Origin of the sequence: Paenibacillus sp. FSL R5-0908 (assembly GCF_038006245.1) — a bacterium.
In the GTDB taxonomy this organism is placed as follows: domain Bacteria; phylum Bacillota; class Bacilli; order Paenibacillales; family Paenibacillaceae; genus Paenibacillus_AQ; species Paenibacillus_AQ odorifer.
In genome coordinates this window covers 5,652,706-5,675,054 of sequence record NZ_JBBOUV010000001.1, presented here as the reverse complement: position 1 = coordinate 5,675,054, position 22,349 = coordinate 5,652,706, and the positions used below count along the sequence as shown (strand labels likewise).

The following is a 22,349-nucleotide window of genomic DNA, read 5'->3' as shown; positions in this document are numbered from 1 at the left end:
GCTGATATCAAGACATGTTTTACTTTGACGCGGCTCCTGACTTTGGATACAATCATAGAGAGTTTTTACGAACTTGGATTTACATATAACTGCTTAGTAGAACTGGAGGCACTAGCAAATGAATATTGTAACGGAACCGCTCAAGGGTGGATCTGCACTCTCGCGCGACTATATAGATCATTTTGAAAAGGTTAGTCATTTGTACGGTGGGGATTTCCGCAATAAAGAAAGTAGAAGTAGAAGGGCGGAGTGGCTAGATGGCAGAGAAAGCCTTCGTGCCGACCGGACTCAGATTGCTGACTGTCTACGTCAATATAATGAAAAGCATAACTCGCATGATGCGGTGATGGCTTCGCTGGCGCTCTTAGAACAGCCGGGGACATTAGTGGTGACAGGTGGACAGCAAAGCGGACTATTTACTGGACCCCTGTTAGTGGTATATAAAGCTGCAACTACCATTATGGCGGCAAAAGAAGCAGCTGAACAACTCGGCCGACCTGTAGTTCCTTTATTCTGGATTGCAGGTGAAGATCATGACTGGGATGAAGTGAATCATACGTATGTACTGAATCGTACGCAGGAGATTACTAAGATTAAGATAGAAAAGTCAGAAGAGAAACGCTCCTCAGTAAGTGATATTCGTGTAGAAGAGGAAAGCTGGCAGCAGGTAGTAGAACAGTTAGACGGTCTGCTTCAGGAAAGCGACTTTAAGCCGCAGATTATGGAATTCATTCGCACTTCTTCTTTTAGAGCAGATAGTATGACGGATGCATTTGCCAAGCTGATGGGTTCATTATTTGGTAAATTTGGTCTGATTCTGCTTGATTCTGCTGATCCCAACTTACGTAAGTTAGAACAGCCATTTTTCACTTCGCTAATTACGCAGAATGATGCACTGGAAACAGCGTATATGAATTCTGCTTCTGATATTGTGGGCGCTGGATATGAGCTTCAGGCTGATGTTACAGCTGGCAATGCCAACCTCTTTTATATTCATGAAGGTACACGGCTTCTGCTTCTCAAGAAGGACGGAAACTTTACGGATCGCAAGGGTCAGGTATCCTTTTCCCGTGATGAATTACTTGAGGAGGTGCAGGCACATCCAGAACGCTTTAGCAACAATGTGCTGACACGTCCACTTATGCAGGATTATGTGTTGCCTGTTCTGGCAACGGTGCTGGGTCAAGGTGAGATTGCTTACTGGGCTATTCCGCATCATGCGTTTGAGACCATTGGGGGAGAAATGCCGTTAATTATCCCTAGAATGTCTTTTACTGTCGTAGAAGGTACGCTGCACAAGCATATGGATAAATATCAACTTAGCTTTGAGGATGTAAGACAAGGACTGGATCATAAAAGACATGAATGGCTGGCCGCACAGGATGAGCTGGGGATTGAACGTCGTTTTGAAGAAACCAAAACCTCATTCGCCGCCATGTACGAACCGCTGATTGAGCAGCTTGGGACTGTTCAGGCAGGTCTGCTTAAGCTGGGGAATAACAATAAAGAGAAGATTCTAGATCAGATTACTTTTTTACAGGCGAAAGCCCAAGATGCAATGGCAAAACAGAACGAAGCTGCAATCCGGCAATGGGAGCGGATCGAGCTGTCGTTAATGCCACTGGGTAAACCGCAGGAAAGAGTGTACAATATCATGTATTACTTGAACCGGTACGGGCTTGCTTGGCTGGATGAGCTAATGACGGTTGAACCGGATTACAGTGGAACACATCGCATCATTTATATGTAATGGAAGTATCGCTTCATAAAACTTTTAGGAGGTTTCATAATGAGTTCATCTAAACAAAATAGTATCGTGGCTGATATGTCACTCGCACCGGAAGGGCATTTGAAAATCGACTGGGTTCGCCAGCATATGCCGGTACTAAACCGTATTCGTGAGCAGTTTGAAGCAGAACAGCCATTTAAAGGTCTGAAAGTATCGATCACATTGCATTTGGAAGCTAAAACCGCGTATTTGGCGAAGGTTGTCAAAGCTGGTGGTGCAGATGTAACCATTACAGGTTCGAATCCACTTTCTACACAGGATGATGTATGTGCAGCGCTTGTGGAGGATGGAATCACAGTATTTGCTAAATACAACCCGTCTCCTGAAGAATTTAAAGCTCTTAATATCAAAGCACTGGAGAGCAAACCGGACTTGATTATTGATGACGGTGGGGATTTTGCTACATTACTGCATTCGGAGCGTCCTGATCTGATGGAGAATATTCGCGGGGGTGCTGAAGAAACAACTACCGGAATTATTCGTCTAAAAGCTCTGCAAAAGCAAGGCGTATTGAAGTTCCCAATGGTCGCGGTTAATGATGCCTACTGCAAATATTTGTTTGATAACCGTTATGGCACTGGCCAATCGGCATGGGATGGAATTATTCGCACAACCAACCTTATCGTAGCGGGTAAAACAGTAGTTGTTGTCGGTTACGGCTGGTGTGGTAAAGGTGTTGCCATGCGCGCCAAAGGACTTGGAGCAAAAGTGGTTGTCACAGAAGTTGATGCGATTAAAGCCGTTGAAGCACATATGGACGGTTTTGAAGTAATGCCAATGCTGGAAGCAGCTAAGGTTGGTGATTTCTTCGTTACAGTAACTGGTAACCGTTATGTAGTTCGCGGTGAACATTATGATGTGATGAAGGATGGAGCAATCATGTGCAACGCGGGCCATTTCGACGTTGAAGTGAATAAGCCAGAGTTGTCGGAAAGATCCGTATCCCAACGTACCGTTCGCAAAAATATCGAAGAGTACCAGCTTCGTGACGGACGTAAATTATATCTTCTTGCCGAAGGCAGACTTGTAAATCTGGGTGCTGCTGATGGTCACCCTGCTGAAATTATGGATACAACCTTTGCACTCCAGGCGCTGTCGCTGAAATATGTAAATGATAATTATAAGAGCATTGGCGTAAAAGTTGAAAATGTTCCTTATGAGCTGGATGAGCAGGTAGCACGTTATAAGCTGGAAAGTCTGGGCATTAACATCGATAGCCTCACTCCGGCACAAGTCGATTATTTGGACAGCTGGAATTTGAACGATTAATAACTGAACGCATAACAATAAAGTGTATTAACCAGTGTACCTTGAACTGAAGCAACTTTTTTAACAAAGCCATGCAACGGACAAGATTCCGATTGTATGGCTTTTTTCTGTGGAGAAATGTTTTTCGGGAAACGATCTATCTGATTTAGGAAAAATTTCCTTGGCCAGAAAAAGGTTTTTGATTTTTAATGGCGAATCTATTATGCTTAAGTGGTGAAAAGTGGGGTAAAGTGGGGATTCGGGGATTAGGGGTGGGAAAAAGGATGTTCATGGGAGAGTATCAACACAGCATTGACGACAAAGGCCGAATCATTATTCCGGCTAAACTCCGTGAATTGCTCGGAACCTCCTTCGTGACGACCCGCGGCCTAGACTCCTGCCTGTTTGTTTATCCCATGGAAGAATGGGCAATCATGGAACAAAAGCTTAAAAGCCTTTCGCTGATGAAATCAGATGCCCGCGCATTTAGCCGCTTTTTTTTCTCAGGTGCAACTGAATGTGTTTGGGATAAGCAGGGAAGGGTAAATCTGCCGGCCAATTTACGGCAGTATGCCAAACTGGACAAAGACTGTGTCATTCTGGGCGTTTCGAACCGGGTGGAAATCTGGAACAAAGAGCTTTGGGAACAGTACTTCGAACAGTCCGAGGAATCGTTCAACGAAATCGCTGAGAAATTGGTGGATTTCAATTTTGATCTATAAAACACAATAACGAATACTGTCCTGGAGGGATGCAGCTTGTTTCACCACATCACGGTGCTTAAGGAAGAAGCGACAGAAGGGCTGCACATCAAAAAAGACGGAATCTATGTAGATTGCACTCTCGGTGGGGCGGGACACAGCTCACTTATTGCTTCCAAGCTTAGCGGCGAAGGCCGTTTAATCTGTTTGGATCAAGATGATTGGGCTTTGGAGAACGCCAAAGAAAGATTAGCGGAATACGGAGACAAGGTTGTGACTATTAAGACTAACTTCCGTGATCTGGAGAGTGTACTTAAGGATGTGCCCTTTGTGCCACAAACAGATGGTATTCCCCAAGTAGATGGAGTGCTCTTTGATCTTGGCGTATCCTCTCCCCAGTTTGACGAAGGGGAACGAGGCTTTAGTTACAATCATGATGCTCCGCTGGACATGCGCATGGATCAGTCAGCACTTTTGACGGCTGCTGAAATTGTGAATACATGGTCCGAGCAGGAGATTGCCCGTGTTCTTTTCCAATATGGAGAAGAGAAATTCTCGCGGAGAATCGCTAGAAAAATTGTTGACAGAAGAGAAGAAGCTCCTATTGAGACAACAGGAGAATTAGCAGAACTGATCAAGGAAGGTATCCCGGCAGCTGCTCGAAGAACAGGAGGGCATCCCGCTAAACGTAGCTTTCAAGGATTAAGGATTGCTGTGAATGACGAATTGGGTGCTTTTGAAGAAGGGCTACATAGTGCAGTACGTTGCCTTGCACCAGGAGGCAGAGTATCCGTCATCACCTTTCATTCGCTCGAAGACCGAATTTGCAAGCAAATTTTTAGCAGCTATTTAAGCAGATGTACATGCCCGCCTGACTTTCCGTTTTGCGTATGCGGCGCGAAAGGCACGCTTAAGTTAATCAATCGTAAACCGCTTGTGCCTTCTGAAGAAGAGCTTGAGCTTAATACCCGAGCCCGCTCAGCTAAGCTGCGCATTGCAGAAAAATTGTAATTGACGATAAAGGAGAGTCAGAGATGGCCTATACCCGCGGCAATTTAGCAGTTCAGCCCAAAAGAAAAGAAGAGGTAAACCCCCTTTACCGCGAGAAGACAAAAGTAGTTACCAGACGAAGAGTACTTCCGCTGCAAGAGAAACTTTTGTATATGCTGACGCTAGGAGTATGCGTTCTGGTGGCGATCACCCTGATTTCACGTTACGTCCAAATTTATGATTTGAACTTGCAGGCTCAGAAATTAGATCAGGATATTGCAACAGCCAAGAAGCAGATTTCTACGTATCAGATGGAAAAGCAGAATCTAGAGCAGAAAGTCGCCCAAAAAGCACGGGATCTTGGTTATGTGTCTCCGGATGAGAATGCAACAATCTATATTCCGGCAAGCTCGGCAACGACTCCAGGTGATAATTAGTGAGCGATTGGCAAGGTCGCAATAAAAAAAGTTGTGAGGTTCGCTTATGCTGAAAAGAATAAAACTTCGCACGCTGTTTATAGGAGGGTGTATTACCCTCTTTTTTCTTGTTTTGATCGTTAGAGTGTTCTGGATTCAAGTTATGCAAGGTGAGGAATGGCAGGAAAAGGCGGCCACACTTTGGGCGCATACCTCAACTATCAAAGCGGAGCGAGGTACGATTTCTGACCGTAACGGGAGTGTGCTCGCTAGTGACGTCCCTGCTTATACCGTGGTGGTGAATCCTGAAGTGATTCAACAACAAGGCATCGGGGAAGAGGTCATCACAGGATTACACGAATTGCTCGGCAAACCAGAGGATGAGCTGCGTAAGTTGGTTGAAGCCAAGGACGAAAAGACGGGTGCTTACCTCAAGAACCGTGAAATTCGTAATGAAGGCTGGAAGATTGATCAGGAGCTTGCCGATAAGGTGAAAGAATTTTATATAGCTCTAGGTAAAGAACATAAAATTCAAGAGACCGGTATTGGGCTTGTTAGAGAGCAGAAGCGATATTATCCAAAAGATGAATTAGCTGCACATATCTTAGGTTATACAGATAGGGACGGCAATGCTATCATGGGACTGGAAAAATACTTTGATACGGAGCTTAAGGGTGCCGATGGCAAGCTGCTTTATCAAAGTGACGGTCAAGGGGTAAAATTGCCGGATTCACAAGATACCTATAAGCCAGTAGTAAATGGAAGTAATTTCAAGCTTACAATCGATAGTACGATCCAGCATTATATAGAAGAGGCCATGCAAAAGGCGTATGCGCAATATAAGCCAAAAAGTATGAGTGTCATTGCTGCTGATCCGAACACGATGGAGATTTTGGGATTAGCCAATATGCCTACCTATAATCCAAATGAATTTTGGAAGACCGGGGCCGATGGGGCGGGATTCTATAATCATGCTATTAAATCTAAATACGAGCCTGGTTCCACCTTCAAAATTGTAACGCTTGCCGCCGCAGTAGAAGAGAAGCTTTTTGATCCTGTTGCGACATTTTTGTCCGGGTCCATCCGGATAAAGGGATATAGTAAGGCACTGCATGATATTAATCATGCTGGATGGGGGCAAATTAGTTTTCTTGAAGGTGTGAAACGTTCTAGTAACGTTCTATTCGTTAAGCTATATGAAATGCTCGGACAGGACAAGCTATTACAGTATATCAATGATTTTGGCTTCAATGAGAAAACGGGAATCGATCTGCCAGGAGAAGTAAGCGGGGTCGTTAACCCTAACCTTGGACGTCCTATAGAAATTGCGACACTCGCATATGGACACGGTAAAGTGCTAGTAACCCCACTTCAACAGCTAGTTGCCGTATCTGCTATAGCTAATGGGGGGAAATTGATGACTCCGTATGTAGTTAAGGAAGTCACAAACCCTAACACTGGTGAGACAAAGGTTACTCAGCCTAGTGTAGTGCGTCAGGTGATTGATGAGGAAAGCGCCAAGAAGACGGGTGAATATTTGGAGCAGGTTGTTGCTGACCAAGTAAAAGGAACAGGCCGCAACGCTTATATTGACGGCTATCGCGTGGCAGGTAAGACAGGAACGGCTATCAAGGTTGAAGGTAAGGATTATGTGAAATCCAAAGTACTTGTCTCCTTTATTGGTTATGCTCCTGTTGATGATCCAAAGATCGCTGTTATTGTCATTATTGACGAACCGAACGTTGAGGTTGGCGGCGGTAAGGCAGCTGCTCCAGTATTTAAAGAGATTGTATCCCAGTCTCTGCAATACATGGGAGTACCTAAATTGGCGTCTGAGGCTAGTGATAGCAGCAGCAAAAAGCCGGCTAAGACTGAAACAGTCGCACTTCGGACTACACCAGATCTAACAGACAAGACGATGAAGGAAGCAAGAGAAGCACTTTTGGATCAAGGCTTCGATTATGTAGTGGTTGGTGAAGGATCTACTGTAGAGAGTCAATATCCTGAGGCAGGTACGAAGCTTGCTACAGGGCAACGGATCTATTTATTAAGTCCGCAGGGGGCTCAGCCTACCATTCCAGATTTAAAAGGGGAATCCCTGCGTGATGCACTTGAAATTCTAACTCTACTAAAAGTAGAGATTGCGGTAGACGGTGAAGGTTACGTCTCAGAACAGATTGTAGGAACGCAAAATGGCAAGACCTTGGTCACCTTGAAAATGAAGCCATTAAATGATTATGGCGAAGATATTCCCGTGGCCCCGCCTGCTGATGAGGGAACAGATTCCGATAGCGGAACATAGCTTGTTCTAACCCCTGTTTGTCCCGAATAGTCATGAAGATAAGAGCTCATGTCTATTGTTGAAAGTGGGGGAGAACGGAATGAAGGTTTCCAAAGTCGTAACACGGCGGAGAATGCTGTGGACATTGCTGGGACTGGCAGTGTTATTCGGTTCGCTGGTCGTGCGTCTTGCGTATGTGCAACTATCTCAAGGCGAGGAATTGACTGCGAAGGTAGAAGATTCCTTGCGCCGCAATATTCCTTTTACCGCTAAACGTGGTGAAATTATGGATCGTGAAGGTGTGCCGCTCGTTTCTAATATCACCACACCTACAGTGTATGCAGTACCGGTGCAGGTAAAAGAGAAGCAAAAGACAGCACAGCAATTAGCTCCACTGCTTGGGATGACTGAGGAGAAGCTGATGACATTGCTGTCCAAAAAAGAAATGTCGGTGAAACTTCAGCCCGGCGGCCGCAAAATTACGATGGATCTTGCCGCGAGCATCCGTGATTTGCAGCTGCCGGGCATCGTTGTCGCTGAGGACAGCAAAAGGTATTACCCTTACGGCGATTTAGCCGCGCATATTCTAGGCTTCACAGGTATAGATAACCAGGGTATTACAGGAGTAGAGAGTATATATGACAATCTGCTCAAAGGCATAGCCGGGAATATTTCTTATTTGTCTGATGCGGGCGGAAGACTTATGCCTGGCTCATCTGAGAAATATTCTGCCCCTCAAGACGGACTTAATCTGGAGCTGACGATTGATAAACAGATCCAGTCCATTATGGAACGTGAGCTTGATCAGGCTATGGTAAAATATCAGGCGCAGGGTGCTTGGGCTATAGCTATGAATCCGAAGAATGGTGAGATACTAGCCATGGCTAGCAGACCGGGGTATGAACCAGCATCATACAAGGAATATGATGCGCAGATTTACAACCGGAATCTGCCTATCTGGATGACCTATGAACCTGGTTCAACGTTCAAAATCATCACTCTGGCTGCTGCGCTGCAGGAAGGTAAAGTAGATCTTCAGAATGATCATTTCTATGATCCGGGGTTTATCGAGGTGGCAGGCGCAAAGCTGCGCTGCTGGAAAAAGGGAGGCCACGGTAGTCAAACCTTTCTGCAGGTGGTTGAGAACTCCTGTAACCCTGGGTTTGTAGCGTTAGGGCAACGGCTGGGAAAAGAATCACTGTTCAAATATATTCGTGATTTTGGTTTTGGCAGCAAAACGGGAATTGATCTGAATGGGGAAGCTAATGGTATTCTGTTCAAGCTCAATCAAGTAGGTCCGGTAGAGCTTTCGACTACAGCCTTTGGTCAAGGGGTTTCGGTTACGCCTATTCAGCAGATTGCTGCGGTATCCGCGGCTATTAACGGCGGCAATCTCTATAAACCGCATGTAACAAAAGCATGGGTTAATCCGGTTACTGGAGAGACTGTATCAGAGGTGAAACCAGAGCTTGTGCGGCAGGTCATTTCGGAGGAAACATCAAAGAAGGTGCGGGCAGCACTTGAGAGCGTGGTTGCCAAAGGCACAGGACGGCCGGCTTTTATTGACGGCTATCGTGTAGGTGGCAAGACGGGTACTGCACAGAAGGTTGTAAATGGACGTTATTCTCCAACAGAGCACATTGTTTCTTTTATTGGCTTTGCGCCAGCGGACGATCCTCAGATCGTTGTGTACACTGCCGTGGATAATCCGAAAGGGATTCAATTTGGGGGTGTGGTTGCAGCTCCAATCGTGCAAAATATTTTGGAAGACTCGCTGCACTATATGAAGATTCCGGAGCGCGGTGATCAGCTTCCCAAAACTTATAAGTATGGCGAAACTCCGATAGTGACCGTACCTGATCTTACCGGAGCAACGGTGCAGGATATCTATGAGGATTTAAATATGAATTTTAATCTTGCACGTTCAGGCACAGGAAATACGGTCATCAATCAAGCTCCTAAGGCTGGGGCCAGAGTAGAACAGGGCTCAACCATCAGGATTTATATGGGAGCATCTAGTGAATAATGATTAAGGTATAAGGTTTCAGCTCGTATCCGAAAATGTAGAGTGAGGGATTACTATGAAAGTTAACGAATTATCTGCTTGTCTTGCTACTTCGCAACTATACGGGGATGGAGATGTGGAGATTACTGATCTTCAGACGGATTCCCGCCGTGTAGGCCCTGGAGATCTATTCATTTGTTTGCCTGGCCACACCGTGGACGGGCACAAATATGCGCCGCAAGCAGTAGCCTCCGGAGCGGCGGCTATTGTATGTGAGCACAAGCTGGAGCTTGATATCCCGCAGATTGTTGTGGATGACTGCCGGTTTGCGATGTCTGTCATGTCGAATGCTTTCTTTGGCTCACCTAGCAGCCGGATGAGAATGATCGGGGTGACGGGCACAAACGGCAAAACAACAACGACTTATCTCATTGAGCGAATTATGCAGGATCAGAATATGAAGACAGGTCTGATTGGAACAATTCAAATGCGCTATGACGGCAAAAGCTACCCTATGTCAGGCACAACTCCAGAATCGCTAGATCTGCAGCGTTCCCTTCATGATATGGCTTCCAAAGGTGTGGAATGTTGTGTAATGGAAGTATCCTCTCACGCACTTCAGCAAGGACGTGTGAAGGGTGCGGACTTCCGTACGGCAATTTTTACGAACTTAACCCAAGATCATCTGGATTATCATCATACAATGGAGGAGTATCGGGCGGTTAAAGGGCTCTTTTTCTCCAGATTGGGAAATGTGATCTCTCCGTGGAAGGAAGAACGCAAATATGCGGTGTTGAACGCGGATGATGAAGCCAGTCAATATTTTGCAGCCCAAACTGCGGCGGAAGTGATTACATATGGCATTGATAACAACGCTAATGTCCGAGCTTCGCAAATATCGATCACCGCAAAAGGAACTTTTTTCCATGTAGATACGTTTAAGGGGAAGACGGACATTTCGCTCCGTATGGTTGGTAAGTTCAATGTCTACAATGCACTCGCGGCGATTACCGCTGCTTTATTGGAAGATGTCTCTCTGGCCGATATCAAGACTAGTCTTGAGGCAATCGATGGTGTAGCTGGACGGGTGGAGTCAGTGGACGAAGGTCAGGAATTTGCTGTTATCGTTGACTACGCACATACACCAGACGGGCTAGAGAATGTATTAAAAACGGTCTGCGAATTTGCTACCGGCAAAGTGCTTACAGTGTTTGGCTGTGGCGGTGACAGAGACCGGACGAAACGTCCATTAATGGGGAAGATCGCTGCACGATATAGCGACATGGTATTCGTAACTTCTGACAACCCTCGGACGGAGGACCCTCAACTAATCTTGAAGGATATAGAAGCAGGACTAGTAGAGGATGGAGTCACCTCTGACCGGTATCATATGATTGTTGATCGCCGAGAAGCTATCGGGAAGGCTATTGAAATGGCAAGCCCTGGCGATGTAGTATTGATTGCGGGGAAAGGTCATGAGACCTATCAACTGATTGGCGGAGTGGTTCATGATTTCGATGACCGCATCGTCGCTAAAGAAGTTATAAGGGGCCGAAACTATTGATTACAAGAACGCTTGAAAATATTGCTGCCATGTGCGCAGGGGAACCTGCTGCTGTCGAAGCTATGAATACACCCCTTACGGGAGTCGTTACCGACTCCCGTAAGATCACACCCGGCTGCCTGTTTGTGCCTCTATCTGGAGACAAATTCGATGGTCACCACTATGCTGCCGCAGCACTGGCTGCTGGTGCGGGTGCAACCTTGTGGCAACGCGATAAAGGACCGGTACCTGAAGGTGGCGGAGTTATTATTGTTGAAGATACGCTGGAGGCTCTCCAGAAGTTGTCCGCTGCTTATCTGAAGGAAGTGGCTCCGCAGGTTGTCGCTGTTACGGGCAGCAACGGGAAAACAACAACAAAAGATATCATTATGTCTCTGCTTGAAGTGCAGTTCAAAGTGCACAAAACAGCGGGGAATTTCAATAATCATATCGGTCTTCCGCTTACTATTTTATCCATGGCTGAGGATACAGAGATCGCTGTACTTGAAATGGGGATGAGCTCGCGGGGAGAAATTGCTCTGCTGGCTTCTTTGGCTGAACCAGACGTAGCGGTAATTACTAATGTAGGCGAGTCGCATTTACTGCAGCTGGGGTCACGTAAAGAAATAGCCCGCGCCAAGCTGGAGATTGCTGAAGGGCTGAAGCCGAGGGGATTGCTGATTTATAATGGTGACGAACCGCTGCTGACTGAGGTAATGCAAGAGTCCACTTTTAAGGCTCCAGAAGGGATGAGAACCTTCCGATTTGGTCTAAATGAGGATAATGATGATTATCCAACAGGGATGATGTCCCATACTGGTGGCATGACGTTTACGTCAAGCCGTCATAAGGAACATGCTTTTACATTACCGCTGCCAGGTCAGCATAACGTTGTTAACGCTCTGGCTGCACTAGCGGTTGCTCGTCATTTTGGGGTTACGGAGCAGAATATGAAGGACGGTCTGAGCAAGCTCAAGTTGACGGGCATGCGGATTGAAGTGATTCGGACTTCCTCCGGACTTACGCTTTTAAACGATGCTTATAATGCCAGCCCTACTTCTATGAAGGCGGCTATAGATGTCCTGCAATCTATGAAATGCAGTGGCAATAAAATCGCTGTGCTCGGGGACATGCTGGAACTTGGGCCGGAGGAAGTAGAATTTCATCAAGAAATAGGCTACTACCTTGACCCTTCCTTAACTGATTTTGTATGTACTTACGGACCATTGTCCGTTCATATTGCCAAAGCAGCAGAAGAGAAATTCGGCAAAGAGCGCGTAAAAGCTTTTACAGATAAAGCGGAACTAACCGCTGTCCTTCTAGAGAAATGCAGCGCTAAGGATATTGTTCTATTTAAAGGATCAAGAGGGATGAAGCTTGAGGAAGTGCTTCAGAGCCTAAATAAAGATATTCAACAGACCTAAATCATTGGAGGGGGTGTACCCATGGATTATCAACTATTGTTATTGACTATTGCTGTTTCCTTTATCCTTGCGGTCATTGCCGCTCCGCTCTTCATTCCGCTTCTGCGCAGGATGAAATTCGGACAGCAGGTGCGAGATGACGGACCGCAAACCCATTTGAAGAAAGCGGGAACGCCGACTATGGGCGGTATCGTGATTATCGTAGCTTTTACCTTGTCTTATCTGAAATTTTCTGTGGTGAATACAGATTTTTATGTACTGCTTGTAGCTACGCTTGGTTTTGGATTGATCGGATTTTTGGATGACTATATCAAAATTGTGTTTAAGCGTTCCTTAGGGCTCACAGCACGTCAAAAGTTATTTGGACAGCTGCTGGTTGGTGCTTTGATGTGCGGTCTTCTGATCTATGCCGGACACAGTACAAGTATCAGCGTACCAGGTACGGATTTCAGCTTTGATTGGGGTGGCTGGTTCTATTATCCATTCATCATTATTATGATGATGGCAGTGACGAATGCTGTTAACTTTACAGATGGAGTCGATGGGCTGTTGTCTGGTGTCAGTGCCATTGCTTTGGCCGCATACGCGGTGGTGGCAATGCAGGCTACGTCTATTGCGGCAGGTGTATGTGCTGCGGCAATGATTGGGGCTGTACTTGGTTTTCTTGTGTTTAATGCCCACCCTGCTAAAGTATTTATGGGGGATACGGGTTCGTTTGGTATTGGTGGTGCGATAGGTGCAATTGCTATTGTCACGAAGAGTGAACTGCTGTTTCTCATCATTGGCGGTGTTTTTGTAATTGAAATGTTGTCCGTTGTGATTCAAGTCGTTTCATTTAAAACCCGTGGCAAACGTGTATTCAGAATGAGCCCGATTCACCATCATTTTGAGCTTGGTGGCTGGTCGGAGTGGCGTGTGGTAATTTCGTTCTGGGCGGTTAGCTTGGTGTTGGCTGCTGTGGGACTATTTATTAGCAAGGGGTTGTAGAGAATGAAACATCCAGATATGTATCGTGGCGAAGAAGTTGTGGTTCTTGGGCTGGCTAAAAGCGGTGTCCAGGTGGCTAAAGTGCTGCATGAACGCGGCGCTGTAGTTACGGTGAACGATAAAAAGGAAAGAGATCAAAGTCCCGAAGCTTCCGAATTGGAATCTTTGGGAATTTGTGTTATATGCGGTGGGCATCCGGAAGGACTTATTCATGAAGGTGTAAGTCTGGTAATCAAGAATCCAGGCATTCCCTATTCTGCGCCCCCTGTACAAAAGGCAATTGAGCTTGGAATTGAAGTGGTCACAGAGGTAGAGGTGGCTTATCGACTTTGTGCAGCGCCGATGATCGGAATCACGGGTTCCAATGGCAAGACGACAACGACGACCTGGGTTGGCCATATGCTGGAAGCTGCGGGAATGAACCCTATAGTTGCGGGCAACATTGGTACGCCTCTCTGTCAGGCTGCACAAGAGGCTACAAAGGATGATTGGATGGTAGTTGAGCTTAGCAGCTTTCAACTCAAAGGTACGGAGACCTTCCGGCCTAAGATAGGCTGTCTGCTGAATATTGCAGAGACCCATCTGGATTATCATGGAAGCATGAAAGATTATGTGGATTCTAAAACCAAGCTATTCGCTAATCAATTAGCTACAGATACAGCAGTGCTGAACTGGGATGATCCTGTCTGCCGGGAACTTGTACCCTATGTGAAGGCTTCGATTCTTCCATTCTCCTTGTTTGAGGAGCTGCCTCATGGAGTATTTGTTAGCCCGTCCTACATTACGGGGCAAGATGATGAGCTGAAGCGCCACATTATCTATCGCGAATCTGCGGACAAGGAAACGATAATCGCGGATGTGGATTCCATCGCCCTTCCGGGCCGCTTTAATGAGGGGAACGCGCTGGCTGCCTGTGGAATTGCTATTGCCGCTGGAGCTGACCCCTCTCTATTAAGCGAAGTGCTTTCTTCTTTTCGCGGTGTGGAGCACCGCCTGGAGTATGTAGCTGATAAGGCTGGAGCCGCTTATTATAACAATTCCAAAGCAACGAACTCCAAAGCGACAATTACGGCTTTGACATCGTTTCAGCGGCCGGTGGTATTGATCGCTGGCGGATTAGACCGTGGCTCCGATTATATGGAGCTGCTGCCTGTCCTGAGCGAACGCGTTAAAGCTTTGGTGGCGTTAGGACAAACCAAGGACAAGCTAATAAATGTAGCACAGCTGGCAGGATTAAAGCAGATTATCTCCGTCGATAATGGGGAGAGCGCCGCCGCCGTGCTGCAAGCAGCTGTGCGGGAAGCTTCCGCTCTGGCGGAAGAAGGAGATATCGTTCTCCTGTCTCCTGCATGTGCTAGTTGGGATATGTTTACATCCTATGAAGAGCGCGGGTGTATTTTTAAAGAGGCGGTGCATAACCTTTAAGTAGGGGGGTGGATAAGCCCCTACTACGGATGCAAGAGGTGTGCTCCTGATGAACAAAACTCGTCATGCTCCCGATATTTGGCTGCTGATTCCCATTCTTTCTTTGCTGGTGATCGGCATGGTGATGGTATACAGCGCCGGATCTGTTTTAGGCTTCCGCAATTATGGAGATTCGTTTTACTTTGTAAAGAGGCAGCTTTTGTTTGCAGGACTGGGACTTGTTGCAATGTTTGTTACAGCGAATACAGACTACAAAGTGTTAAAAAAGCTGGCTAAGCCGGCACTGATTGTCTGCTTTATCCTGCTCGTTATGGTGCTTATTCCCGGCATTGGTGTAGTTCGCGGGGGAGCGCGCAGCTGGCTCGGAATCAGCTCCTTCGGGATTCAGCCCTCCGAGTTCATGAAGATGGGGATGATTCTATTTCTGGCGAATTGGCTGGGAAAAGAAGAGTATGATATCACCTCCTTCACTCGTGGCTTACTTCCCCCGTTAGCGCTTATCGGATCAGCTTTTGCACTGATTATGCTCCAGCCGGATCTGGGTACGGGTACCGTTATGTTTGGCGCAGCCCTGATGATGGTCTTTACAGCTGGGGCAAGAATGAAACATCTACTCTCACTAGGAGTAGCTGGGGTGGCTGGGTTTGTTGCTTTGGTTGCCGCAGCACCTTACCGGTTGCAGCGGATTACCGCTTTTCTTGATCCTTGGTCCGATCCACTCGGTGCAGGCTACCAGATTATTCAGTCGCTATACGCGATTGGGCCTGGAGGGCTCGGGGGTCTCGGACTTGGAATGAGCCGGCAGAAGTACAGTTATGTACCTGAGCCGCAGACTGATTTTATTTTTTCTATATTGGCCGAGGAACTGGGGTTTATCGGTGGTTTGGCAGTGTTGATCCTGTTTCTTATTCTAATCTGGCGCGGAATGAAGGTGGCGATGAGTCTGCCTGACCGTTTTGGAAGCTATTTGGCCGTTGGCATCGTCTGTATGGTGGCTGTGCAAGTCATTATTAATATTGGTGTGGTCATTGGTCTAATGCCTGTAACAGGCATCACGCTTCCTCTGATTAGCTATGGAGGTTCTTCGCTTACACTGATGTTAACCTCCCTGGGCATTCTATTGAACTTATCCCGTTATGCGAGGTGAAAGACATGCGTATCGTATTAAGCGGCGGAGGCACAGGTGGTCATATCTATCCCGCAGTCGCTGTTGCTAGACAACTGGAATCAGAAGATAGTGAATCTACCTTCCTGTATATTGGTGGAACGCGTGGCTTAGAGAGCAAGCTCGTTCCCCAAGAGAATATCCCTTTCAAATCTATCGACATCACTGGCTTTCGGCGCAAGCTGTCCATGGACAACGTTAAGACGGTGATGCGTTTTTTAAAGGGCGTTAAGGCTTCCAAAGAAATGTTAAGAGAGTTTAAGCCTGATGTTGTAATTGGTACAGGCGGTTATGTATGTGGTCCAGTCGTTTACGCTGCATCCCGGCTGGGTATCCCAACCTTGATCCATGAGCAAAATGCTATCCCTGGTTTAACAAATCGTTTTCTAAGTCGTTACGCGAGTACAGTGGCCGTAAGCTTTGAAGGGACAGAATCTGCTTTTCCGGGGAGCAAGCACGTAATCTACACAGGTAATCCTCGGGCAACGACGGTTACTACGGCTAGTCCACAACGGGGGTTTGCCTCGCTGGGCATTCCGGATAACAGCACGGTTGTTTTGGTTGTTGGCGGCAGTCAAGGGGCTAAGGCTATTAATAAAGCCATGATTGAAATGGCCCCATTTGTGGGTAAGGGTAATGGTGTTCATTATGTTTACGTTACAGGTGAGCCTTATTTTGAGGATACCCGTGCTGAATTGCGTCAGAAGCTGGGTAGCACACCGAACTGGCTGCATGTCCTACCTTATGTTCACAATATGCCGGAGGTCTTGGCTTGTACCTCCTTAATCGTAAATCGGGCGGGGGCATCCTTTCTCGCTGAGATTACAGCGCTGGGTATTCCTTCTGTACTTATCCCTTCTCCTAATGTGACGAACAATCACCAAGAGGCGAATGCAAGACAGCTGGAACGCGAAGGGGCCGCCGTAGTGCTGCTTGAGAAGGATTTGAATGGTAAGGCGCTTTATGAAGCGGTGCAAGCAATCATTGGAACTGAAGCAGTACGCCAAAAAATGTCCGAGGCTTCCAAACGACTGGGCAAAAGGGATTCTGCTGCAATTGTCACTAACGAACTCCGAAGACTAGCCGGTAAACAGTCTTAAGCCATAAACCTTTGAGAGGTTTTTCCTTATTGGCAGCTCTCTGTCACACACTTGGAGGAACGAACATAGGATAATCCTATAATCGTGACAATCACCCAGAACACTTCCTAACCTGAAAGGTAGTGCAGGATAATCTTGTACATTTCATATGACCTTGTATCGGAAGTGTTTGTGGTGGGTGAGCGGTAATCTCGGAGGTGATACATTGGACAAATTGGTGATTGAGGGTGGAAGTCCCCTGTCAGGCACCATTCGTATCCATGGAGCAAAAAATGCGGCGCTGCCGATTCTAGCGGCAAGCCTGCTGGCCGAAGGAGTTCACTCACTGCATAATGTGCCGAAGCTGCTGGACATCGAGACTATGCTAGACATCTTGGATCGGCTGGGCTGCAGGTGCGTGCATCAAGAGGATACGGTGACGATAGATACGTCAGCCGTGGGGACATCTCATGTACCTGAGGATTTGATGCGGCAGATGAGATCTTCCATTTTTTTAATGGGACCGCTGTTATCCAGATTTGGTGAGGTAACGATCTATCAGCCTGGTGGCTGTGCGATCGGGGAGCGTAAAATCGATCTTCATTTGCAGGGTCTTAAAGCATTGGGGGCGGAGATCGAGGAAAGCAACGGACGAATATCCTGTCGGGGCTCAAAGCTTGTAGGGAGTGATATTCATCTCGACTATCCAAGTGTTGGAGCCACGGAGAATATTATGATGGCTGCCGCCAAGGCAGAGGGGACAACGACGATATCGGGAGCAGCAAGAGAGCCGGAAATACAGGATCTACAGCAATTTTTGAATAGTATGGGTGCTCAGATTATCGGTGCAGGCACGGATACCATTACGATCCAGGGTGTCAAAAACTTATATCCCTGTACGTACGAGGTAATCCCGGACCGGATAGTGGCTGGAACTGTAATGATTGCTGCGGCAGCTACACGTGGGAATGTGACCTTGACACATACGAACGCCGGGCATCTGACTTCGCTTATTCATGTGCTTAAGCGGGCTGGTGTTCAAATCACAGTATGCAATGATATAATTAATGTCAGCTGCATGGGGCGTCCGCGTGCGGTTGAGAGAATTGTAACCTCTCCTTATCCTTCTTTCCCGACGGATCTGCAATCTCAGGTCATGGTGCTGCTGTCGCTCGCCGATGGTTTTAGTGTGATCAAGGAGACGGTGTTTGAGGGAAGGTTCAAACATGTGGAAGAAATGGCCCGTATGGGTGCTGACATTTCTATTGATTTGAATCGTGCGTTTATTCGCGGCGTTCAGAGATTGTATGGTGCTACTGTGGAAGCTACTGATTTGCGGGCGGGTGCAGCTCTGGTCATTGCCGGGCTTGCTGCACAAGGGACTACGGTCGTTGAGCAAGCGCATCACATTGACCGTGGTTATGATGGAATAGAGAAGCTGTTTCAGAAGCTTGGCGCGCGTATAAGCCGTAAGGTGCCTGTAACGGATCCACTTGATTTGGCCAATTAAAGCTCCCTGTCTCCTTCCAGATCTCCCAGAGAAGGAGACAGGGCCTTATTACGGAGAATATGAGAATGACTACAACCCGATTACCTCTTCTTAAAGAGGACAAGCCTAAGAAAAAAATGAGCCGTAAGATTACGGCGATCCTGCTGCTGCTCTTCACTGCACTTCTTGCTGTGATTTTTTTCAGATCGTCTATTAGCCATATTACAGTGATAGATTTTCAAGGTAGCAAGTATTCTACTAGTGAAGAGTTACTCTCACAAAGTGGAATTAAAATAGGTGGACAATACTTTGCTGTATCAACAAAAGCTGTGGAAGAATCTCTGCTGAAGCTAAAGACGATTAAAGACGTCAGCGTGGAGAAGGATTTCCCAGGGGTGATCACAGTGAAGATTGAGGAATTCCCTGCGGTAGCCTATGAACTGGAACAGGGAGGCCTCTTAAAGGCGATTCTGTCCAGTGGAGCTGCAGTGCCTGTTAATGAGACTGGAATTGCTGTTGAGAAACCTATATTAACGAACTGGGACCCGGAAGATCCGAATAAGGCTAAGCTTTGTCAAGCATTAGCAAGCATTCCTAATGAATTGACAAGTGATATCTCCGAGATTGTTCCCTCGCCGACCTTATCTTTTCCAGACCGGATCAAGCTCTATACTAGATCCCGTTTTGAGGTGATTACAGCCATCTCTTTGCTAAAGAGCAAGGTGTCCTATTTGAATCAGATTATAGAGACTGAACAGCCTGGGCTCATTAAAATGCTAGAAGCCGATTCATATGTTCCTTTTCAGGTTGAAAGCGATGAAGAAGATGTTGCGCAAGAGTAGTGTGGAGGTAAATAGTCCCTACTAATAGAGTTAAAAAAATGCTACAATCGGAGTTACGGGCAATAAGCTATATCCCTCTTTTTTCTTCGATTTTTTTGAGATATAGTACTATATTTGGTTGAAATGACCAATTAGGCCGATATTTCTTGTGATAATTGCTATTTTTACAATAACATATGAGTAACTATTCACATTTGGGGATGTTGGAATATTATTCCGTTCAAAAAATTTGTAGAAAAAAGAGGGAAAGGATTAGGTATGTTGAATATGTACAGAGAAGTTTCCCGGGACCGGGATAAGGTAATGCAATTAATTATGATTATAACAGGAGGTGCCATAGGACTTGAGCAACAATGACATCATTGTTAGTTTGGACATCGGTACATCCAAAGTTCGGGCAATAATTGGGGAAGTTACCAATGGAACCTTTAATATTATTGGCGTTGGATCTGCCGATTCGGAAGGAATACGTAAAGGCGCGATTGTAGATATCGACCAAACTGTGCAATCGATCAAAAGTGCTATAGATCATGCAGAGCAGATGGTGGGTATTCAAATATCAGAGGTTTATGTAGGCATTTCCGGTAATCATATTGGCCTGCAATCCAGCCACGGTGTTGTGGCCGTTCAGAATGAGGATCGTGAAATCGGTGATGATGATATCGATCGCGTAATTAAAGCTGCGGAAGTCATTGCTATGCCTCCGGAGCGTGAAGTGATTGATGTTGTTCCCAAACAATTTATCGTCGATGGTCTTGAAGGAATTCAAGACCCGCGTGGAATGATTGGTGTTCGTCTGGAAGTTGAGGCAACAATCATTACGGGTGCTAAGACGCCAATACATAATCTACTACGCTGTGTTGAGAAATCAGGGCTGAAGGTAAAGGATCTTGTGCTGATGTCTCTTGGAGCTGGTGGATTGGCGCTGTCCAAGGACGAGAAATCGATGGGATCTGTTCTGGTTGATATCGGTGCGGGCTCAACAACAATAGCCATATACGAAGAGGGTTCTCTTAGTGCAACCTCCACGATTCCGATCGGAGGAGAATTCGTAACCAATGATATTGCCTACGGACTTCGGACACTTACTGATCAAGCGGAGAAGGTAAAGCTTAAATATGGTTGTGCTTGGATTGACGATGCAGCCTCAGACGTTGTCTTCAAGGTATTGCGCATTGGCAGTAACGTGGAGAAGGAATTTAACCAAGAGGATCTGGCGGCCATTATCGAGCCAAGGGTGCAAGAAATATTCCACCTGATTCGTCAAGAAGTTAAACGGCTTGGTTACAGTGAACTGCCTGGAGGTTATATACTAACAGGTGGGACTGTCTCGATGCCGGGTGTATTGAAGGCTGCTCAGACTGAGCTGGCTGCATCTGTACGCATCGCCGTGCCGGATTATATCGGTGTACGGGACCCTGGGTTTACCGGCGGTGTCGGTATTCTGCATAATGTTGTCCGTAGTTTCCGTGGAAGAAACAGTGGTGGAAGCAGCAACAAAAAGACGGTCAACCGGAGCAAGCAGAACGCCACTCCGAGTCAGGAAACTGTTCAGAAGCCCGGATTTGTGGAGCGTCTAAAAAATATGTTTAGCGAGTTTATATAAGTGTAAGTCCAGATATACTTGGACCGGCCATCCAAGCACATTGAGGGGGAGATGGAACAATATGTTAGAATTTGATTTTGAAATGGAGAGCTTGGCGCAAATAAAAGTCATCGGCGTGGGCGGCGGAGGTAGTAATGCTGTCAACCGGATGATTGAAAACGGCGTTCAGGGTGTAGAATTTATTACGGTTAATACAGACGCCCAAGCGTTGCATATGGCCAAATCGGAGCACAAGCTGCAGATTGGGGACAAGCTGACCCGCGGTTTGGGTGCAGGCGCCAACCCTGAAGTCGGTAAGAAAGCAGCGGAGGAATCCCGTGATCTGATTTCGAATACCCTTAAAGGTGCAGATATGGTATTTGTTACTGCAGGAATGGGGGGCGGTACAGGTACAGGTGCGGCACCAGTTATAGCTGAAATTGCTAGAGAGTGTGGAGCCCTGACTGTGGGTGTCGTGACTCGCCCGTTCACTTTTGAAGGAAGAAAACGTTATAACCAGGCAATGCTTGGAATCGAAGCTTTGAAAGAAAAAGTCGACACGCTAATCGTCATTCCAAATGACCGTTTGCTTGAAATTGTTGATAAGAAAACACCGATGTTGGAAGCTTTCCGTGAAGCAGATAATGTTCTCCGGCAGGCTGTTCAAGGTATCTCTGACCTAATTAAGGTTCCTGGTCTGATTAACCTTGACTTTGCGGATGTAAAGACGATCATGACAGAGCGTGGTTCTGCGCTTATGGGTATTGGTATTGCAAATGGTGAGAACCGTGCGTCTGAAGCAGCACGTAAAGCCATCATGAGCCCACTCTTGGAAACATCTATTGAAGGCGCCCGCGGTGTAATCATGAACATTACGGGAGGATCTAACCTCTCTCTATACGAAGTCAATGAAGCAGCTGAAATCGTTACATCTGCCTCTGATCCTGAAGTGAATATGATCTTTGGTGCGATAATCGATGAAGGCCTGAAGGATGATATCAAAGTAACAGTAATTGCTACTGGCTTTGAACATAAACCATCGCCTGAAGCACCAGGACGCCGTCCGGTCTCGACGAATAACGAGCCAGCGGCAGCACCGGATAAGAACGCTGCTAATCTGCGTCCGTTCGGAAATCAGAACACGTCAGATCAGTTAGATATTCCGACGTTCCTGCGTAACCGTAATCGTGGCAACAATGACTAATTAAATATTTTAATTAAGAGATATGAAGCACCGTATTTCCCAGCTAATAGAGCTAGGGCAATGCGGTGCTTTTTTTTATGTGAAATGCTGTTCAGTAGGAATAAAACCCTCCCGCGCTATAACTCGACAAAAAAACCTTCAGAATGCCCCCCAAGTTTAGACAGACTTTGAATGCG

The 22,349-nt window shown here is 46.5% G+C and carries 17 protein-coding genes; all 17 read left to right on the top strand.

Going from position 1 to position 22,349, the window contains the following annotated elements; translation table 11 throughout:
* Positions 1 to 118 precede the first annotated feature (118 nt).
* The 17 genes from bshC to ftsZ all read left to right on the top strand — a co-directional run bounded on the left by bshC (position 119) and on the right by ftsZ (position 22,173).
* Positions 119 to 1,750, top strand: a complete 1,632-nt coding sequence (gene bshC, locus MKZ09_RS25895) for a bacillithiol biosynthesis cysteine-adding enzyme BshC (RefSeq protein ID WP_076205191.1) — start codon at positions 119 to 121, stop codon at positions 1,748 to 1,750.
* A 36-nt stretch (positions 1,751 to 1,786) separates the two neighbouring features.
* Positions 1,787 to 3,058, top strand: a complete 1,272-nt coding sequence (locus MKZ09_RS25890; protein ID WP_179089565.1) for an adenosylhomocysteinase — start codon at positions 1,787 to 1,789, stop codon at positions 3,056 to 3,058.
* Positions 3,059 to 3,321: 263 nt separating this feature from the next.
* Entirely contained in the window at positions 3,322 to 3,759 is a 438-nt protein-coding gene (gene mraZ, locus MKZ09_RS25885; RefSeq protein WP_036683674.1) for a division/cell wall cluster transcriptional repressor MraZ, read from the top strand.
* 36 nt (positions 3,760 to 3,795) lie between these two features.
* On the top strand, positions 3,796 to 4,749 hold the full coding sequence (gene rsmH, locus MKZ09_RS25880) for a 16S rRNA (cytosine(1402)-N(4))-methyltransferase RsmH (protein ID WP_036683671.1): 954 nt from the start codon (positions 3,796 to 3,798) through the stop codon (positions 4,747 to 4,749).
* Positions 4,750 to 4,772: 23 nt separating this feature from the next.
* Complete coding sequence (locus MKZ09_RS25875; protein WP_036683668.1) at positions 4,773 to 5,165, top strand: septum formation initiator family protein; 393 nt, start codon at positions 4,773 to 4,775, stop codon at positions 5,163 to 5,165.
* Between the two features lie 46 nt (positions 5,166 to 5,211).
* On the top strand, positions 5,212 to 7,446 hold the full coding sequence (locus tag MKZ09_RS25870) for a penicillin-binding transpeptidase domain-containing protein (protein WP_076136532.1): 2,235 nt from the start codon (positions 5,212 to 5,214) through the stop codon (positions 7,444 to 7,446).
* Positions 7,447 to 7,525: 79 nt separating this feature from the next.
* Positions 7,526 to 9,451, top strand: a complete 1,926-nt coding sequence (locus tag MKZ09_RS25865; protein ID WP_076205183.1) for a stage V sporulation protein D — start codon at positions 7,526 to 7,528, stop codon at positions 9,449 to 9,451.
* Positions 9,452 to 9,506: 55 nt separating this feature from the next.
* Positions 9,507 to 10,994: a UDP-N-acetylmuramoyl-L-alanyl-D-glutamate--2,6-diaminopimelate ligase gene (locus tag MKZ09_RS25860; RefSeq protein ID WP_038572864.1), complete on the top strand. Its 1,488-nt coding sequence runs from the start codon at positions 9,507 to 9,509 to the stop codon at positions 10,992 to 10,994.
* Positions 10,991 to 12,397: a UDP-N-acetylmuramoyl-tripeptide--D-alanyl-D-alanine ligase gene (locus tag MKZ09_RS25855; RefSeq protein WP_076205180.1), complete on the top strand. Its 1,407-nt coding sequence runs from the start codon at positions 10,991 to 10,993 to the stop codon at positions 12,395 to 12,397. Before MKZ09_RS25860 ends, MKZ09_RS25855 begins: the two co-directional genes overlap by 4 nt.
* Before the next feature lie 21 nt (positions 12,398 to 12,418).
* On the top strand, positions 12,419 to 13,384 hold the full coding sequence (mraY, locus tag MKZ09_RS25850; protein WP_036683653.1) for a phospho-N-acetylmuramoyl-pentapeptide-transferase: 966 nt from the start codon (positions 12,419 to 12,421) through the stop codon (positions 13,382 to 13,384).
* A 3-nt stretch (positions 13,385 to 13,387) separates the two neighbouring features.
* The gene (murD, locus tag MKZ09_RS25845; protein WP_076205177.1) at positions 13,388 to 14,809 is read left to right on the top strand and encodes a UDP-N-acetylmuramoyl-L-alanine--D-glutamate ligase; all 1,422 of its coding nucleotides are present in this window, start codon (positions 13,388 to 13,390) and stop codon (positions 14,807 to 14,809) included.
* A 49-nt stretch (positions 14,810 to 14,858) separates the two neighbouring features.
* On the top strand, positions 14,859 to 15,956 hold the full coding sequence (spoVE, locus tag MKZ09_RS25840) for a stage V sporulation protein E (RefSeq protein WP_036683647.1): 1,098 nt from the start codon (positions 14,859 to 14,861) through the stop codon (positions 15,954 to 15,956).
* A gap of 5 nt (positions 15,957 to 15,961) precedes the next feature.
* Entirely contained in the window at positions 15,962 to 17,074 is a 1,113-nt protein-coding gene (gene murG, locus MKZ09_RS25835) for an undecaprenyldiphospho-muramoylpentapeptide beta-N-acetylglucosaminyltransferase (RefSeq protein WP_076136524.1), read from the top strand.
* Positions 17,075 to 17,279: 205 nt separating this feature from the next.
* A complete protein-coding gene (murA, locus tag MKZ09_RS25830; RefSeq protein ID WP_036683642.1) occupies positions 17,280 to 18,563 on the top strand; it encodes a UDP-N-acetylglucosamine 1-carboxyvinyltransferase in 1,284 nt (427 codons plus the stop codon).
* A 65-nt stretch (positions 18,564 to 18,628) separates the two neighbouring features.
* Positions 18,629 to 19,384: a cell division protein FtsQ/DivIB gene (locus tag MKZ09_RS25825; RefSeq protein WP_076136522.1), complete on the top strand. Its 756-nt coding sequence runs from the start codon at positions 18,629 to 18,631 to the stop codon at positions 19,382 to 19,384.
* Between the two features lie 343 nt (positions 19,385 to 19,727).
* Entirely contained in the window at positions 19,728 to 20,990 is a 1,263-nt protein-coding gene (gene ftsA, locus MKZ09_RS25820; RefSeq protein WP_076136520.1) for a cell division protein FtsA, read from the top strand.
* A gap of 61 nt (positions 20,991 to 21,051) precedes the next feature.
* Positions 21,052 to 22,173: a cell division protein FtsZ gene (gene ftsZ, locus MKZ09_RS25815; protein ID WP_076129065.1), complete on the top strand. Its 1,122-nt coding sequence runs from the start codon at positions 21,052 to 21,054 to the stop codon at positions 22,171 to 22,173.
* Positions 22,174 to 22,349: the final 176 nt, after the last annotated feature.

What these genes read in the sequence shown, in the direction of transcription:
- MKZ09_RS25825 (WP_076136522.1), top strand. Translation starts at nt 18,629, where the DNA reads ATGACTACAACCCGATTACCTCTTCTTAAAGAGGACAAGCCTAAGAAA.
- MKZ09_RS25860 (WP_038572864.1), top strand. Translation starts at nt 9,507, where the DNA reads ATGAAAGTTAACGAATTATCTGCTTGTCTTGCTACTTCGCAACTATAC.
- mraZ (WP_036683674.1), top strand. Translation starts at nt 3,322, where the DNA reads ATGTTCATGGGAGAGTATCAACACAGCATTGACGACAAAGGCCGAATC.
- bshC (WP_076205191.1), top strand. Translation starts at nt 119, where the DNA reads ATGAATATTGTAACGGAACCGCTCAAGGGTGGATCTGCACTCTCGCGC.
- MKZ09_RS25865 (WP_076205183.1), top strand. Translation starts at nt 7,526, where the DNA reads ATGAAGGTTTCCAAAGTCGTAACACGGCGGAGAATGCTGTGGACATTG.
- spoVE (WP_036683647.1), top strand. Translation starts at nt 14,859, where the DNA reads ATGAACAAAACTCGTCATGCTCCCGATATTTGGCTGCTGATTCCCATT.
- mraY (WP_036683653.1), top strand. Translation starts at nt 12,419, where the DNA reads ATGGATTATCAACTATTGTTATTGACTATTGCTGTTTCCTTTATCCTT.
- murD (WP_076205177.1), top strand. Translation starts at nt 13,388, where the DNA reads ATGAAACATCCAGATATGTATCGTGGCGAAGAAGTTGTGGTTCTTGGG.
- ftsZ (WP_076129065.1), top strand. Translation starts at nt 21,052, where the DNA reads ATGTTAGAATTTGATTTTGAAATGGAGAGCTTGGCGCAAATAAAAGTC.
- MKZ09_RS25870 (WP_076136532.1), top strand. Translation starts at nt 5,212, where the DNA reads ATGCTGAAAAGAATAAAACTTCGCACGCTGTTTATAGGAGGGTGTATT.
- murG (WP_076136524.1), top strand. Translation starts at nt 15,962, where the DNA reads ATGCGTATCGTATTAAGCGGCGGAGGCACAGGTGGTCATATCTATCCC.
- MKZ09_RS25875 (WP_036683668.1), top strand. Translation starts at nt 4,773, where the DNA reads ATGGCCTATACCCGCGGCAATTTAGCAGTTCAGCCCAAAAGAAAAGAA.